The following is a 16,303-nucleotide window of genomic DNA, read 5'->3' as shown; positions in this document are numbered from 1 at the left end:
CCCGGGCACATATCAGGGCCGGGCGCTCCCCCCGCCGCTCAGCGCAGCGGCGCCAGCGGCATGTGGCGGTTCACATCCTTGTACAGCAGATAGCGGAATTTGCCCGGGCCACCCGCATAACAGGCCTGCGGGCAGAAGGCACGCAGCCACATATAGTCGCCGGCCTCGACCTCGACCCAATCCTGGTTCAGCCGGTACACCGCCTTGCCCTCCAGCACATACAGCCCGTGTTCCATCACATGGGTCTCGGCAAAGGGGATCACTGCGCCGGGTTCAAAGGTGACGATGGTCACATGCATGTCGTGGCGCAGGTCGTTCGGGTCTACAAAGCGCGTTGTCGCCCATTTCCCCTCGGTCTCCGGCATCGGGGTCGGATCGACGTGTTTGTCGCTGGTGATAAAGGCTTCCGGCGCGTCGAGCCCCGCAACCGGCTGATAAGCCTTGCGGATCCAGTGGAACCGGACCGGCGCATCGCCATTGTTGCGCAAGCTCCAATTGGCCTGCGGCGGCAGGAAGGCATAGCCGCCTTCCCCCATTTCATGTCCAGCGCCGTCAATGGTCAGGGTCATCGCCCCCTGCACCACAAACAGAACCGCTTCCACGCCGGCCTCTGTTTCCGGCCGGTCGCTGCCGCCGCCTGGCTGAACCTCGGCGATATACTGCGAAAAGGTTTCGGCAAATCCGGACAATGGCCGTGACAGGACCCAGAACCGGGCCTTGTCCCAGAACGGCAGCAGACTTGTCACGATGTCGCTCATCGTGCCTTTGGGGATCACCGCATAGGCGTCGGTGAACATCGCGCGGTCGGTCAGCAGCTGGGTCTGCGGCGGCAGCCCGCCTTCCGGTGCGTAATAGGATCGTTTGGTCATGGGCTGCCTTTCCTGCTGAACTGCTGCCACATTGATAACTGCCAGCGCCACGCAACCGAACTTATTTCCGTATCAAGAATGCTTGAAGGATTGTTTTGGTATTTTTGAAGACGCAGACTGCCCTATCCGCCCCCGCCGATATCCTCCGGCGCGATGGAGACGGTCTTGACCACAGCAAAGCACTCCACTCCCGCCTCCAGCCCCAAGGCCTGGGCAGAACGCCGGGTGACCCGGGCCAGCACCCGTCCGGCGGGCGTTTGCAGCGAGACCATGGCTCCCGGACCGCCGCCAGTGCGGACATGCTCAATCGAGCCGGGCAGAATGTTGAGCGCCGAGAGACCTTCGGGAGGCAGGCGTGACAGGATCACCTCATGCGCCGAGATCCTGACCCGCACCACGCTGCCCACAGCTTTTGCGATCTGCGGCAGGAACAGCGGTACACCGCCCGCGTCGAGCTCTGTCAGCCCGTCGTTGTGATGACTGGTAACACGTGCCTCCAGCAACGCCCCGGCGGCCCGAACCCCTGCGGGCATGACGCCAGAGTCGCCCAGCACCTCCGCCGCCGTTCCTTGCCGCTGCACCTTGCCGTCCTGCAGCACCACAACCGTGGTAGCCAGCCGAGCCACTTCCGCCGCAGAGTGGCTGACATAAAGCATCGGAATGCCGATCTCGTCGCGCAACCGCTCAAAATAAGGCAGGATTTCCGCCTTGCGCGCCTCATCCAAAGCTGACAGCGGCTCATCCGCCAGGATCATCCGCGGCGCCGCCAGCAGCGCCCGGCCAATTGCAACCCGCTGCTTCTCGCCGCCTGACAGCAGCCCGGGACGGCGCTGCAACAGGGGGCCGATGCCCAGCAGCTCCACAACCCGGTCCAGGCTCTCCCGCTTGGCACGCCGCGGCGCGAACCATTGCCCGAACGCCAGGTTCTGCCGCACCGTCAGATGCGGGAACAGCCGGCCCTCCTGAAACACATAGCCCATGCGGCGCTTGTGCGGCGGCAGCCAGTGCCGCAGTGTGGTATCAAACAGCACCTCCCTGTCCAGTGCCACCCGCCCCTGATCCGGGCGCAACAGGCCGGCCACCGCCTGGATCACTGTTGTCTTGCCGGTTCCGGAGCGGCCGAACAGCACAGTGACACCTGGTGGCGCCTCGAATTGCACATCCAGCCCGAAACCCGGCAGCTCATGCCGTATCGAGACAGTCAGCATCAGCGCCCCCCTGCCCGGTCGGCAACCCTGCGCGCCAGCAGTTCTGACAGCAGCAGCGCAGTCAATGCGATAGCAATCGACACCAGCGTCAGCCGCAATGCTGCGGTCTCACCGCCTGGCACCTGCAGGAACGTATAGATCGCGGAGGGCAGCGTCTGGGTCTGCCCGGGGATGCTGGAGACAAATGTGATGGTGGCGCCGAACTCGCCCATAGCCTTGGCAAAGCCCAGCACCGCACCGGCGATCAGCCCGGGCAGGATCATCGGCAGCGTGATAGTGGTAAAACACATCAGACGGGATGCGCCCAGTGTGGCGGCGGCCTGCTCCAGCTTGGGGTCCACAGCCTCCACCGACAGGCGGATGGCCCGGACCATCAGCGGAAAGGCCATAATACCCGCGGCCAGCGCTGCACCGGTCCAGCGGAAAGCAAAGACGATGCCAATCTGCTGCAACGCGCCGCCGATTGGCCCTTTGGTGCCAAACACCATCAAAAGCAGATAGCCGGTCACCACCGGTGGCAGGATCAGCGGCAGATGCACCAGGCTGTTCACCAGCTGCTTGCCGGGAAACTGCCAGCGCGCCAGCGCATAGGCAACAAACACCGCCAGCGGCAGCGCGGCCAGTGTTGCCCACAGCGAGACCCGCAGTGACAGCATCACGGCCTGCCACTCCTCGGGACCCAGCCATGCGGCCTCAGCGGTCACGGATCAGACACTCCGAATCCGTGGCGCAGAAAGATGCCGCGGGCCGCCGGGCTGCGCAAATAGTTTAAGAACGCCTGGGCCTCAGCCGCATTGCCGCCTGAGATTGCCGCGGCGGGGTAGATGACCGGGGGATGGCTGTCCTCGGGAAATTCCGCAACTACTGTGACATTGCTGCCTGCAGCTGCGTCCGAGGCATAGACCACGCCCATTGGCGCTTCGCCCGATGCGACCAGCGCCAGCGCCGCGCGCACATTGGCAGTCTGGGCCGTTTTGGACACAACAGAGGGCCATTGCCCCAACGCGGTCAGCGCGGCTTTGCCGTAAATCCCGGCCGGAACCGCATCGACCAGCGCCATGGCAAGCCGGCTTTCTCCCAGCCGCGCACCGATGTCGGCGGTTTCCAGGTCCATCGGCGCGGCATCTTCTCCATGAGCTATAAGAACCAGCCGGTTTGTCAGCAGATCCAACCGTGAGGCTGGAACAATCAGCCCGTCTTGCTGCAACACATCCATCCATCCGGGATTGGCTGAGATGTAGACATCCGCCGGGGCGCCAAGCTGGATCTGCCGTGCCAAAGCCGGGGAGCCCGCGTAAGACAAAGCGGCGGACCGGCCGGTTTCAGCCATGTAGGCTGCTGCGGCCTCATCCAGTGCTGTTTTGGTGCTGGCTGCGGCAAAGACCGTGATCTGTGCCTGCGCCATGGATGCCAAACCCAAAAACAAAGCAACCGAAGCCAAAAGGCCCCGCCAGGCTTCGGGCCGAACCAGGAATGCCAAAACTGCAGCTTGGATTGTTGTCATCACTCCTAGGACCTACCTCTGCAGGCAGGCACGGGCAAACGAAAATTTCGGATGCCCAAGCTGTTCCTTGCCGGCAGTCTAAGTCAGAAAAGGTCGACCGCACCTGCACTTCCGCCAGCCGGAGCCGGGGCCGGAACCGGCCGTGCGGCGGCGCGCTGCTCCAATTCGCCTAGCTTGCGGTCGTCCTTCACATGGGTCTGCTGGGCTGCGCCGGAGCACGCATGGAACCGCACCCGGCGTGCCGAGGTGCCGCCAACACTGGAAGATATGCAAGGGATGCCTTCATCCCGCAGGAACCGCTGCACAAAATCGGCATTGGCCGCGCCGATGTCCGACAGATTTGCGGACATCTTGGCGCCGCCGAACACTTTGACTTTCAGATTGGAACGGATTGCCCCCTTCTTCAGAACACCGTTGATCAGAAGTTCCATCGCATGGATGCCGTAACGGGCATTGGCTGCGCCGCCCTGGCGGGCGTTGGCGAGCAGAAAATGATTCATTCCGCCCACTCCGTTTTCCGGATCGTAAATGCAGGCCGCGATACATGAGCCGAGCACCGTTGAAAACACGATCTTCGGATCTGTGGCCACCCGGTATTCCCCTTGCAGAACCGTTACAGACTTTGAGTTGGCGAAAACAGTGGTCAATGTTTTGGTTCCTTCCTGTGGTGCGTTCAGGCTTTGCTCGCCTGTAGCAATGTGCTGGCCATCTGCGGCAGCGGCACCTGCTGCTGTGCGGCGCCGATCTCCCAGGCGACCCTGGGCATCCCGTAGACAACCGAAGACTTTTCGTCCTGGGCAAATGTTTTCGCGCCGGCCTTGCGCAATTCCAAAAGCCCCCTGGCGCCATCCTGGCCCATGCCGGTCAGGATGGTGGCCACAACCTCCCTCCCATATGGCACGGCAGAGGTGAACAGAGCGTCAACAGACGGAGTATGTCCGGAAATATCAGGCCCTTCCTTCATTCGCAGGCGCAGCGGCTTACGGCTGCTTAAACCCATGTGGCGGCGTTGGCCTGCAGCAACATAGACATAGCCCGGTTCCAGCGTTGTTCCGTCTTCGGCAGCACGCACCCGCGCCGGGCACAGCCGGTCAAGAAGCGACACCAGGCCGGATCCGAAATTCTTGCCGGTATGCTGCACGATCAGCGTCGGCGGGCAGTCAAAGGGGAAGCCGACCAGAATGCTGCGCAAAGCTTCGACACCGCCGGTAGAAGACCCGATCAGGATCAGCTTCTTGCTGGCAGCTGCTGGGGCAGAGGGCCGGGCAGCTGAAGCCCCCGGAGCCGCACGGGCGCTGCGCCGCGGCGCATTGATCATCATGTCGAAATACTGGGCAAACTGGCTGGGATGATCCGCTTTCGTCAGTTCGAAGATGCCCGCTCCGACATCCAGCAGCGGCGAGGATTTTCTGGCCGGCGTCGCGCCTTGAGTGTCCATGACGGCCACCCATCGGGTATCCATGGCGGAAAACAGCGCCATCATCATTTCGAATTCAGGCAGTTTGGAAAAACCGTCTTCCACAAAAGCAAAAACCGGTTGTGCGGCCTCTGCTTGATTGTAGGCCATCATCAGATTGTTAGCCAAAAGAACCTTCATGCCGGGATAGGCAGATTCCATATAGCTTTGCAAATTCCGGGCAAAGCTGCGGTCAGTGGTAATGATCAATAAGTTTCGCGAAGACAATGGGATCCCCAGTCAATTTGCAATGCCCTCAGAATTGCAGGCACAGGTTGACATGTGTGAAGGCGCCGCAGCCAAAACCGCGGCGCCTTCGGTGTGTGTTTAAAAGTCCTGCCAGAGATCGCGCGCGGCATTGCCGCTGGCGGCCGCGGCGGCTGGCACCGGGCTGGCCTCAATCTCCCAATCTGCCTCGCCATGTGCCGAGGGCGCAGGCTTGGCCGCCGGAGCGGCGGCACGGGCCGGAGCGGGTGCTGCGCTGCCGCCCGCCACCCGGAAATGGGCGACCAGTTCGGACAGCTTGCCGGCATCCGTATTCAGCATGTGCCCGGCGGCTGTGGCTTCTTCCACCATCGCCGCATTCTGCTGTGTCACCTGATCCAGCTGAGTGACACCGGTGTTAATCTCATGCAGACCGGTCGATTGTTCGGCCGCGCCTTCGGCAATGCCGGAGACCAGCTGCGAGATATGGGTGACCTGCTCGACGATGCTTTGCAGCGCCTCGCCGGCCTTGCCGACCAGATCAACGCCGCGATCCACCTGTTTGGAACTGTCGCCGATCAGCGTCTTGATCTCCATCGCTGCATCCGAGGACCGCTGCGCCAGCGCCCGCACCTCGCTGGCGACCACGGCAAAGCCCTTGCCTGCCTCGCCGGCCCGCGCCGCCTCAACCCCGGCGTTCAGCGCCAGCAGGTTGGTTTGGAAGGCGATGTCGTCAATCACCGAGATGATTTGCGAGATGTGGTTCGAGGACTGCTCAATCTCGGTCATCGCTGACACGGCGCTTTGCACAACTTCCCGGTTGTTCTCCGCTTCGGTCCGGGCCTCGGCCATGGTGCTTTCAACGCTGCGGGCGCCTTCGGCGGCGGATTTAACAGACGCAGTCAGCTCATCCAAAGCCGCAGCAGTCTCTTCCAGCGTGGCGGCCTGGCTTTCGGTGCGGTGCGACAGGTCGTCCGACGCCTGGCTGATCTCAGCCGCGCCATTACGGATGCTTCCCGAGGCTTCAATCACCTGCCGGACGGTAGAGCTGAGGTTGCTGACAGTGCTGTTGTAGTTCTCGCGCAGCTGCTCGTATTCCTGCGGAAACGCGTTCTTGATCGGCTGGGAAAAGTCGCCTTCGGCCAATTGCATCAGCCCGGCGCTCAGGCTTTCGACAACATCTTGCTGCTGCCGCTGCATTTCTGCGCGTTCCTCTTCTGCGGCGCGGGCCAGTTTCAGGTCGTCCTGCATTGACACAAGGGTTTTGCCGATCTTGCCGATTTCATCGCTGCGGTTTGCAGCTTCGATATCTGTATCGAGACTTCCGGACGATACGGCTTCCATATTGCTGCAGATCCGGTCGATCGGCCGGGTGATGGAACGGGCGAACAACCAGCCGAAGAAGGACATGCCAGCCGCGCAAATCACCGAGGCGAGAAGCAGCATGTTGCGTTTTCTGACCGCCGGGGCCATCAGTTCGGCCCAGTCCTGTTCGGCTATGATAGCCCAATCTGCGAACTCCAGCGGCAGCGGCTCGGAATAGGCGAGCACCGGATGCCCGTTCAGGCCGGGAACACCCTTCTTCACATGGGATTCACCATCAAAGGCTGTTGTCACCTGCTCGGTCGAAGGCAATTGAGAAAGCACTTCAAACCCGCCTTCAAACCGTGATCTGGTCCGCGCTTTCATGTCGGAGCCTGCCAGGTAGATCTGGGTGGTCTGCCCCAAGCCTTGCTCATTGTTGACAATGGCCCCCAGCAAATCCACCGGAATCTGCACCGCAAGCACGCCGACCGTCAGATTGGCGTCGTTCACAACTGGCGCCGCAGCAAAGGCCGCGGCTGCGCCGGCAGAAGGCGCATAGGGCTCCAAATCGGCAAAGAACACTTCGCCGCGGCTGCCTTCCAGGGCAGAGCTGTATACTTTTGCCAGGCCGGAGTCTTTATACGGGCCGGTCATCATGTTGGTTCCGAAATCACTTTCCTTGAACACCGAATAAACGATGTCGCCGGCCAGATTGATCAGAAAGGCATCATAGTAGCCCTTGCTTTCGATCAAAGTCTTATACGCCGGGTGAAAGCTTTCGTGATGCATGTGATAAGGCGAGTCACCCTTTGCACGCGCCAGAAGATGCTTCTGACCAAGCGGATTCGGGTTGTCGTCAATATAGGCCTGACGCAGAACCTGCCCCGGATTTCCGTCCAGATCGTTCCAAGTCATCGTCAGCCATTCGATCGCGGTTGCAGTCGACGGCACGGCCGCCAGGGTCTGCACATCCGCATGGATCCCATCCAGCAGTGTCTGTACCGAATACTTCCGGTCCGCCACCATGGAGCGGAATTGGTCTTCGGCATTTTTTTCTGCACTGTTCTGGAAACTGATCGTGCTGATCGTGACGAGAATCGCCGTCACGAGCACACCGAACCCAACAATAAACAGCGGCAATTTATGTGCCAGTTTGAGCGATTTTAGCGCTTTCATTCCGTCCTCCTAAGAGCATTGCGGTCTAGGCTCCCGCAAAAGATGATGTTTCTCAGGATGCGTCGCATATGTTAATTTGCGGCTTACGGAGGGGCGGATCCTTGTTGCGGCAACGCAAAAAGATGCTGATTTCTGCTGCACAAAAGCGTCACTCTGTAAAGGCCGGGTAAAGATACACGCGCAGGCTGCGCGCAGATGGCACCCTTCAATGATTGCGGCCGGCAGGTGATTCCCCATCCCCGAAAGCACGAATAAAAATTGAGGGGATTTCCGCGGCCGAATTGCACGCGAACTCCTTATGAATCCCCCTCCACGCGGGCGAGCCGGCAATCAAATGTTAAGGCCCGCCGCATATCAATTGCATCATCGAACTCGAACTGATCGCCGACAACGGGGGTGCGAATCGCCGACAATGACTACGGAAACGCAAAAACACATTTTGGATCTGCCCAACGCATTCGCGGAGCTGGATTCGCTGATCGCCTTTCTTCAAGGGGCACGCTCCAAAGCAGTCGAGGTTGACTGCCGCGGCGTTGCCTTGATGCCCTCGCGCTGTCTGCAGCTCCTGCTTGGTGCAGAGCAGCAGTGGCGGTCCGAGGGGGTGGGCTTCTCAGTCACCAATATAACCGAACCCTGCCGCAAGTCCCTGACGCTTCTGGGGCTGGAGCCCAACCGTTTTGAAGACGAGGAAACAGCATGAAAACCAAAGTTCTGGCAATCGACGATTCCCGCACTATCCGGAATCTTCTGGCCGCGACCCTGGAAGAGGCCGGATTTGAATACCACTGCGCGGTCGATGGCCGTGAAGGTGTTGACATGTACCCGGATGTGGATCCGGACGTTGTGATCACCGACATCAACATGCCTAACCTCGACGGTTTCGGCGTGATTGAGGAGCTGCGCGGCACCGGAATAAATTCCAAGGTGCCGATTCTGGTGCTGACCACCGAAAGCGCGCCTGAACTGAAATCCCGCGCCCGCGGCGCCGGCGCCACCGGCTGGATCACCAAGCCGTTTGACGATGCCTCTTTGATCTTCGCTCTCAAGCGTGTGACAGGAGCTGCGGCCTAAGATGTCGGGTTCGATTCAGGATACCTTCTTTGAGGAGTGCGAAGAGCTCCTTGAAGCAACGGATGAGGGGCTGACCGCCATCGAAGGAGGCGATCACGACCCTGAGACAGTCAATGCAATCTTCCGCGCCGTGCACTCGATCAAAGGCGGTGCCGGGGCCTTTGGCTTGGATGACCTGGTGGCCTTTGCCCACCGGTTTGAAACCGTGTTTGACGAGGTGCGCGCCGGCCGGATGGAGCTGGACGGGAAGCTGATCCAGCTGCTGCTGCGCTCCAGTGATCAACTGTCGGCGCTGGTCGAAGCCGCCCGGGACGGTGGCGAGATAGACGAAGCGCATAATGATACGCTGCTGGCAGCGCTGGATGAATACATCCCCGAAGAAGAGGAAGACCTCACCTTCGAGCCGATGGGGCTTGGCGCTCCGGCGCCGGTGGCCGATCTTGGCATTGCGCCGGAAGCACCGGCAGAGCCGCAGGAGGAAACCTACCGGATCCGGTTCCAGCCGCTGAAGGAAATGTACGGTACCGGCAATGAGCCGTTCTTCCTGTTCCAGGCGCTTAAGGACATGGGCGATCTGACTGTGAAGCTTGACGAAAACGAGCTGCCCGGCTTTGACACGATGGATATGAGCGAAAGCTACCTGGCCTGGGACATCACTTTGGTGACCAAGGACTCCCGGTCGATTGTCGAGGCAGTCTTCGAATTTGTCGAAGGTCTCTGCGAATTGTCGATCGATGGCGAAGGCGACGCGGAAGCGGAAGCCAATGCACTGGCTGCCCTGGACGCTATGTTCAGCGCACCTGATGCTCCGCCCGCAGCGGATACAGCAGAAGGGGGGGCACCCGCAGTCCCTTTTGAACCGCCGGTCCCCGCACCTGAACCCGAAGCCAAGCCGGCACCTGCCGAAGAAAAGGCATCGGCCCCGAAAGCCGAGAGCGGCAAGCAGGAGCAGCGCGGCGGTCCCAAGCCCACGCTCCGCGTCGAACTCGAGCGGGTGGACCGGCTGATCAACGCTGTCGGGGAGCTTATCATCAACCATTCGATGCTGGCGCAGCAAATCGCCAACCTCGATGTCTCTGATACACGGGACGTTGAAACAGAGCTCGAAGGTTTCAAAAACCTCGCGCGCGACATCCAGGAAGGTGTCATGGCAATCCGTGCTCAGCCGGTGAAACCGCTGTTCCAGCGCATGGCGCGGATCGTCCGGGAAGCTTCGGCTGCGACAGGTAAAACCTGTAAACTCGTGAATGAGGGCGAAAACACCGAGGTCGATAAGACGGTGATCGAACGGCTGTCCGACCCGCTGACGCATATTCTGCGCAATGCGGTGGACCACGGGGTCGAAAAACCCGAGGACCGGGAAGCCGCCGGGAAATCCAAGGTTGGTGAAATCCGATTGTCGGCTTCCCATCGTTCTGGAAGTGTTTGCATTGAAATCAAGGATGACGGGGCCGGTGTGAACCGCCCGCGGGTCAAACAGATCGCTATTGAGAAGGGCCTGATCCCGGAAAATGCCGAGCTGACTGACGGCGAGATCGACAATCTCCTGTTCGCGCCTGGTTTCTCCACCGCCAAGGAGGTGTCAAACCTCTCCGGCCGCGGTGTCGGTATGGATGTGGTGAAGAATGCGGTGACCGGCCTGGGCGGCCGCATCAACATCTCCTCCACGCCCGGCAAGGGGTCAACGTTCACTATCATCCTGCCGCTGACCTTGGCGGTGATGGACGGCATGGTGGTGTCGGTCGCTGACCAGACCATGGTGGTGCCGATTACTTCTATCGTCGAGACCATGCGCGGCAGCGATGACATGATCAACAGCCTCGGCGCCGACGGCACCCTGCTGTCGATCCGCGGCAATTTCGTGCCCATCTGCGACGTAGCCGGCAGCCTGGGGCTGTACCGCGAAAGCGACCGGCAGGCCGGCGTCTATCTGCTGGTGGAAACCGAAACCGGCCAGCGCTGCGCCTTGGCAGTGGATGACATCCACGACCAGCGCCAGGTGGTGATCAAAAGCCTGGACGGCGTCTGCGGGGAAATCGCCGGCGTTGCCGCAGCAACCATCCTTGGAGACGGCAAGATCGCCATGATCCTGGACCCTGAAAGCATCATTGCGGCCTCGCCCACAGCGGCCGCCTTTGACACCGAGCGGAGAATGAGCAATGCAAGCTGAAGCGAAGCATACCGATCAGGAAGTGAAACACGCTGAACACAGCGAGTTTGTGAGCTTCACCGTGGCCGGGCAGGCCTTCTGCCTGAAGATCACCCAAATTCGCGAGATCAGACGGTGGTCACCGGTGACGATCCTGCCGCATGCTCCGGCCGACGTGCTGGGGGTGATGAACCTGCGCGGTGCGGTGATCCCGATCTACGATCTGTCCGCCCGTTTCGGCCTGCAGCAAACCGAAGCCAGCGAGCGCAATGTCGTCATCGTCGTTTCGGTGCATGGCAAGCCGGTTGGCCTTCTGGCCGAGTCGGTCTCCGAGATCATCTCGATCAACCCGGACGACATCCAGGACACCCCGCCGGTCGATAGCCGCAATACGATGGAGTACATCCAGGGCATCATCTCGCATGATGACACCATGGTCCGCATCATCAATCTCGATGCGGTGATCTCGGCTCCGGAGCAGGTGATGCCGTGAGCGCAGCAGGTTCCATCTCCCCCAGCACAGAGAGCTTTTCGCTGTCGGACCAGGAATTCGAAGCCATTGCGCAGTTCGCGCATAAAAACTTCGGCCTGGCCATGGCGGCCAGCAAAAAGCCCCTGGTGTCTTCACGCCTGGCCCGCAAGCTGCGCCAGCGCAACATCACCAAGTTCAAGGACTACCTTGCCAGCCTGGACGGCCCGAATGCCGACCAGGAACGCAGCGGGCTGCTGTCGCTGCTGACCACCAATGTGACCCATTTCTTCCGGGAGCCGCACCATTTCGAAACGCTGCGCAACGACGTGTTGCCGCCGCTGATCGAACAGGCGCGCCGCGGCGGCCGGGTGCGGCTGTGGTCGGCGGGCTGCTCGAACGGGCAGGAGCCCTATTCGATTGCCATGACAGTGTTGGATATCTGTCCCGAAGCAGCGCAGCTGGATTTCAAAATCCTGGGCACGGATATCGATCCGGTGGTGGTGCAGCATGCCCAGACGGCGAAGTACCCCGAGGACGAGCTGGCCCAGATTGATACAAAATACAGCAAACTGGTGCCCAAACGCGATCCCGACGGACGCTTTCCCGAAAGCCTGCGCAAGCTGATCACTTTCGGGGTGCTGAACCTGATCGAACCCTTCCCGTTCCGCGGCAGGTTCGATGCGATTTTCTGCCGGAACGTTGCGATCTATTTCGACAACCCGACCCAGCAGAAGGTCTGGAGCGCTTTTCAACAAGCCCTGAACCCGGGCGGTTATCTCTTCATCGGTCATTCCGAGCGCATGTCAGGCCCGGCGGCGCAGCAACTGAAGACGGCCGGGATCACCACTTATGTCAACTCATCCGCAGGCAGGAAAACCTGACCGCGGCTGCAAGCAGAGCAGAAGGAAAGAAAAAATGAGCTTGAAAGACTCTCTCCGCGTTATGGTCGTTGACGACATGTCGACAAGCCGGGGGATCATCACACAAAGCCTGGATGAGATCGGCATCAAGAACTATATGGTCGAGAACGCCGGCCAATCCGCCTTTCAGAAACTGACCCAAACACCAGTTCATCTGGTGCTGTCGGACTACAACATGCCGGGCATGGACGGGCTGGGGCTGTTGCAGGCAGTGCGAGGCCATCAGGTAACCCAGCGGGTTGGATTCATTCTGGTAACCGGCAAACCAACCCCGGAGATGATCCAGATGGGCAAACAGCTGGGCCTGAACAACATAGTCCGCAAGCCGTTCACGGTGGCCACGATGAAACAGGCCATCGAACAGGTTGTCGGGCGGCTATAATCATGGAACGCCCCGACAAAGCCCTAGGCGAATTATGCGCCGCGTCGGCCTGGGAGATGGAGCAGTTGCGCAGCCAGATGCAAGCGTTGGAAGACGTTGTCCTGGACGTGCTGGAACGCGGCACCGCCCCGACCAGCCAGGAGCTGCGCTCGTTGCAGGACTTCGATCTGGTGATCCAGACTCTGTCCGGGCTCTCCGGTTTCTACAAGCGCGTGCAGGCGCAAGTTGATGAATCCGGGCCTGCCGATCTGCCGGCCGCAGCTGCCGGGGTCACCCTGGAAAAGCTGCGCGAGCGGCTGCGCGCCGCAGGCAGCATGGCAAGCACCTGAAATCAAGCAGCTCCGCCCGACCCGGGCGGGGCCGTTTTTCACCTTCAGCGGCGGCGAATTTCCTTTTTCTTTGCTGCCGCAGCGGACTACATTGGGACATAGCTGAAACTGCCAGCCCGGGTATTCGCATGTCACTTCTCATCAAGCCTCTGATTTTCACAGCCTGCTTGCTTGTTGCAACGGGTGCGCAGGCCGCAAGCGACCGCATTGCTCTGGTTATCGGCGTGGCGGACTATCAGTACCTGCCGCCGCTGGAGAACACCCGCAACGATGCCGTGGCAATGGCGGACACGCTGGAAGGGATCGGTTTTGACGTCAGCCTCGCATTGGATCCCGGCACGTCGGATATGGTGCAGCTGCTGGAGGATTTCACTTTCCGTTCCGAAGTGGCCGATCTGGCTCTGGTCTATTTCGCCGGCCACGGGATCGAAGTGCAGGGCGAGAATTTTCTGATCCCGGCTGATGCCCAGGTGGCCAGCAACCGCGATGTGCAGCGCCAGTCCTTGTCGCTGAAACAACTGCTGGGGGCAGTGGACCGGGCCCGCAAGATGCGGATCGTGATCCTCGACAGCTGCCGCGACAACCCGCTGGGCGATTCCATCACGCTGGAACAAAGCAGCAGTGAAGCTGCCGAAACAAATGCCGCAACCCGCGGCGGCGGCGGCATGGCAGCAGCCGATCCGGACCGGGGCACCCTGGTGGCCTTTGCCGCCAAGGACGGCCAGGTGGCGTTGGACGGCTCCGGCAGCAATTCGCCCTATGCCACTGCGCTGATAGAAAAAATGGTGCAGCCGGGGCTGGAGATCAGCCTGATGTTCCGCCAAGTGCGCGACCGGGTGATGGAAAACACTGCTAATCTGCAGGAACCGCATACTTATGGCTCACTGACCGGCGTGCCTTTCTATCTTGCCGGCCCGGGCAAAAATGATGCTCCGGTCACGGTAGCAGATGCCTCCGAGGCCTGGGCGGCGCTGAAACCCGACCAGGAAGAGCAACTGCTGGCGCTGGCGGATCTTGGCGACACCCGTTCGATGCTGGGCCTGGCCTATATCCGGCTCAACCCCAATGAAGGCCGGTTTGATCCCGCCGCGGCGGTCGGCTTCCTGCAGCGTGCCTCCGATGCCGGCTCTCCCGAAGCGCAGTTCGAACTGGCCAAGCTTTATGAACGCGGCACAGGTGTCGCAACGGACCCCGCCAAGGCGTTGGAATTGTACCAGGCTGCTGCTGCACAGGATTTTGCGGATGCGATCAACGACCTTGGCTTCTTGCACTACCAAGGCGGGCTGGGATTGCCTGCCAATCCGAAAAAAGCCCTGACCTTTTTTGAACGCGCTGCGGATCTGCGTCACCCGCAGGCCCAGTTTAATTTCGCTGCCTTGATAGATGACGGTCTGATCCCGTCGAAAGGTCCGGAAGATTCAGCGCATTATCTTTATGCAGCTCTGCGCAGCGGCAGTTCTGATGTGCTCAACCTGCTGAGCGAGCGGCCCAATATGTTCACTCCGCAAACCCGGCGCTCTCTTCAGTTGAAACTGAAGGAGAACAACTTTTATGCCGGTGCCATTGATGGCAATTTCGGGCCAGGAACCCAACGGGGAATCCGGCAGGCTTACGGGTTGGAAGGCTGACGGGCGGATTTGCGAAACAACATCACAGCTGACCATCCGCGATCCACGCATCCAGCTGGCGGCGGCTGATCTCAAAGTGCATGCTGTCTTCGCGCCGGAATCCGGCGCCCCAGACCCAGCCCTGATCATAAAAGAAATCCGCCATGATGGTCAGGCCCAGCTGGGTCTTGCCGTCGGTGAAATTATCCAGTTTGCCATCAATGTTCAGATCAACGGCCAGGCCATAGCTGTGGGTCGACAGTGAATTTGCGGTGCCGCGGATCCGGCGCACACACAGCGCGCCGGCCGTATTGATGCGGGCATAGAGATCCGGATCCGCCTGGCGGATGTTTTCAAACACCACCTTCAGGCTTTCGATCGCCGGGCGCAGCATGCTGACCCGGATCGGCCCGACCTGTTCGGTCACCAGCTTTTCCTTGAGGTTCGCATTGGTCATCGGTTGGCAGGTATCGTTCAAATCCTCCCGCGGACGGCCCAGTTTTTCCGTCAGATACTTGCCGCCTGTGACCCGCAGCCCGCGGTTCACATTCAAACGGTCGGCAATCAGAACCACCTGTGCGTAATCCAGATCGGCGCCGCCTGTCTGGTTCCAGATTGCGGCCTCGCCTGCCGCGTCATCGGTAAAAGGGGTTCCCCCGCCTACCCCTCCGGCCGGCAGGCTGGCAACCTCGCTTTGCAGATCGGTCATCCGCGATTGCAGATCCTCGACCTGCTGGCGCAGCATCTCAATCTCGATCCGCGCGGTCGAATCAACACCGCCCGCCCCTTGGAAGTCTTCTTCACTCAGCAGCCAGCTGAGCCCGAACCAAACCGCCGGAGCCAGCACAAGGCCAATGGCGATTATCACTGCTGGCAAAACCCGCATTTTCCCTCCCGGATCAATTGCGCCCATTTCAATCCGTCGCCGCGCGGCAGTAAACCCCCTGATTACAACTTGCCGGAAACACCGTGTTTTTTTCCCGCGCTTCACTCTGCGTGCCATTGGCAGGCCGCAGGTGCTGGTATAGACTGCAGCCATGTTGAATTGGCAGGGGAGGGCGCCGGGCATGATCCGCCTTAAAGGAATTTTTGCAAGTGTTCTGGGTGCGGGCCTGATTTTTGCCCCGCTGGCTCAGGCGCAGTCGAATGGCGGCGAATTGTCAGTCGAGGAAATCACCGAAGCCTTCAAGAAGCAGAAGACGCGCGGCCTGGTTATCGTGCCAAGCAGCACGGCTGCCGCCGAAGATCCTGCGGAAGAAACCGCAACCGTGGCCGCCGCGGCCGAGGAGTACAATCCGGTCGACCGGCAAACTCAGATCAATGTACAGATCTCCTTTGACTTCGACAGCGCTGCGCTGCGTGCCGATCAGGCCCCGAAACTGGCCAATATGTGCGCCTCGATGAAGGCGCTTGATGGCACAGTGTTCCAGATCATCGGCCATACTGACAGCTCGGGGTCCGCCGCCTATAATGAACGGCTGTCGCTGCTGCGGGCGCAGGAAGTCCGGCGTCACCTGATCAGCTCCTGCGGTGTGGGCGAAGAAATGCTCAAAGCAATCGGCATGGGTGAGACCGCGCCTTACAACGAAAACAATACGCGCGCCGATGAAAACCGCCGTGTTGAATTCCAGGCTCTGGGCTGATCACGGCC

General features: G+C 60.6%; 17 protein-coding genes. 9 read left to right on the top strand and 8 right to left on the bottom strand.

What is annotated here, in order from left to right; all coding sequences use genetic code 11:
* Positions 1-38: 38 nt before the first annotated feature.
* The 7 genes from ETW24_RS21885 to ETW24_RS21855 all read right to left on the bottom strand — a co-directional run bounded on the left by ETW24_RS21885 (position 39) and on the right by ETW24_RS21855 (position 7,722).
* A complete protein-coding gene (locus ETW24_RS21885) occupies positions 39-869 on the bottom strand; it encodes a bifunctional allantoicase/(S)-ureidoglycine aminohydrolase (protein WP_129373206.1) in 831 nt (276 codons plus the stop codon).
* A gap of 122 nt (positions 870-991) precedes the next feature.
* Positions 992-2,077: a molybdenum ABC transporter ATP-binding protein gene (modC, locus tag ETW24_RS21880; RefSeq protein WP_129373205.1), complete on the bottom strand. Its 1,086-nt coding sequence runs from the start codon at positions 2,075-2,077 to the stop codon at positions 992-994.
* Positions 2,077-2,733 carry a molybdate ABC transporter permease subunit gene (modB, locus tag ETW24_RS21875; RefSeq protein ID WP_254695777.1) on the bottom strand — a complete coding sequence of 219 codons (657 nt, stop codon included), beginning with the start codon at positions 2,731-2,733 and terminating at the stop codon, positions 2,077-2,079. Before modB ends, modC begins: the two co-directional genes overlap by 1 nt.
* Positions 2,734-2,777: 44 nt before the next feature.
* Complete coding sequence (modA, locus tag ETW24_RS21870; protein WP_254695766.1) at positions 2,778-3,482, bottom strand: molybdate ABC transporter substrate-binding protein; 705 nt, start codon at positions 3,480-3,482, stop codon at positions 2,778-2,780.
* 182 nt (positions 3,483-3,664) lie between these two features.
* Positions 3,665-4,228, bottom strand: a complete 564-nt coding sequence (locus tag ETW24_RS21865; RefSeq protein ID WP_027260142.1) for a chemotaxis protein CheD — start codon at positions 4,226-4,228, stop codon at positions 3,665-3,667.
* A gap of 26 nt (positions 4,229-4,254) precedes the next feature.
* Positions 4,255-5,199 (bottom strand): CheB methylesterase domain-containing protein, encoded by a 945-nt coding sequence (locus ETW24_RS21860; protein ID WP_164982804.1) that lies wholly within the window; start codon positions 5,197-5,199, stop codon positions 4,255-4,257.
* Between the two features lie 165 nt (positions 5,200-5,364).
* Entirely contained in the window at positions 5,365-7,722 is a 2,358-nt protein-coding gene (locus ETW24_RS21855) for a methyl-accepting chemotaxis protein (protein ID WP_129373201.1), read from the bottom strand.
* A 412-nt stretch (positions 7,723-8,134) separates the two neighbouring features.
* Here ETW24_RS21855 and ETW24_RS21850 point away from each other — a divergent pair, with 412 nt between their 5' ends.
* From ETW24_RS21850 to ETW24_RS21815, 8 genes are all read left to right on the top strand, one after another.
* Positions 8,135-8,422, top strand: coding sequence for an STAS domain-containing protein (locus ETW24_RS21850; protein WP_129373200.1), 288 nt, complete (start codon positions 8,135-8,137; stop codon positions 8,420-8,422).
* Positions 8,419-8,793, top strand: a complete 375-nt coding sequence (locus ETW24_RS21845) for a response regulator (RefSeq protein ID WP_027260146.1) — start codon at positions 8,419-8,421, stop codon at positions 8,791-8,793. The genes ETW24_RS21850 and ETW24_RS21845 overlap by 4 nt, the downstream gene beginning before the upstream one ends.
* Before the next feature lies 1 nt (position 8,794).
* On the top strand, positions 8,795-10,963 hold the full coding sequence (locus tag ETW24_RS21840; protein WP_129373199.1) for a chemotaxis protein CheA: 2,169 nt from the start codon (positions 8,795-8,797) through the stop codon (positions 10,961-10,963).
* The gene (locus ETW24_RS21835) at positions 10,953-11,435 is read left to right on the top strand and encodes a chemotaxis protein CheW (RefSeq protein ID WP_129373198.1); all 483 of its coding nucleotides are present in this window, start codon (positions 10,953-10,955) and stop codon (positions 11,433-11,435) included. Before ETW24_RS21840 ends, ETW24_RS21835 begins: the two co-directional genes overlap by 11 nt.
* On the top strand, positions 11,432-12,295 hold the full coding sequence (locus ETW24_RS21830) for a CheR family methyltransferase (RefSeq protein ID WP_129373197.1): 864 nt from the start codon (positions 11,432-11,434) through the stop codon (positions 12,293-12,295). Before ETW24_RS21835 ends, ETW24_RS21830 begins: the two co-directional genes overlap by 4 nt.
* Before the next feature lie 34 nt (positions 12,296-12,329).
* Complete coding sequence (locus ETW24_RS21825; protein WP_027260150.1) at positions 12,330-12,716, top strand: response regulator; 387 nt, start codon at positions 12,330-12,332, stop codon at positions 12,714-12,716.
* Between the two features lie 2 nt (positions 12,717-12,718).
* Entirely contained in the window at positions 12,719-13,045 is a 327-nt protein-coding gene (locus ETW24_RS21820; protein WP_129373196.1) for a hypothetical protein, read from the top strand.
* 128 nt (positions 13,046-13,173) lie between these two features.
* Complete coding sequence (locus tag ETW24_RS21815; RefSeq protein WP_129373195.1) at positions 13,174-14,673, top strand: caspase family protein; 1,500 nt, start codon at positions 13,174-13,176, stop codon at positions 14,671-14,673.
* 22 nt (positions 14,674-14,695) lie between these two features.
* Here ETW24_RS21815 and ETW24_RS21810 read toward each other — a convergent pair whose 3' ends face one another.
* Complete coding sequence (locus tag ETW24_RS21810) at positions 14,696-15,538, bottom strand: M15 family metallopeptidase (protein WP_129373194.1); 843 nt, start codon at positions 15,536-15,538, stop codon at positions 14,696-14,698.
* Positions 15,539-15,719: 181 nt separating this feature from the next.
* On the opposite strand from ETW24_RS21810, the gene ETW24_RS21805 reads away from it, so the two are divergent.
* Complete coding sequence (locus tag ETW24_RS21805; protein ID WP_129373193.1) at positions 15,720-16,295, top strand: OmpA family protein; 576 nt, start codon at positions 15,720-15,722, stop codon at positions 16,293-16,295.
* Positions 16,296-16,303: the final 8 nt, after the last annotated feature.

The organism is Leisingera sp. NJS204 (assembly GCF_004123675.1).
In the GTDB taxonomy this organism is placed as follows: domain Bacteria; phylum Pseudomonadota; class Alphaproteobacteria; order Rhodobacterales; family Rhodobacteraceae; genus Leisingera.
The sequence above is the reverse complement of the archived record's forward strand: the minus strand, read 5'-3'. Positions and strand labels throughout refer to the sequence as shown.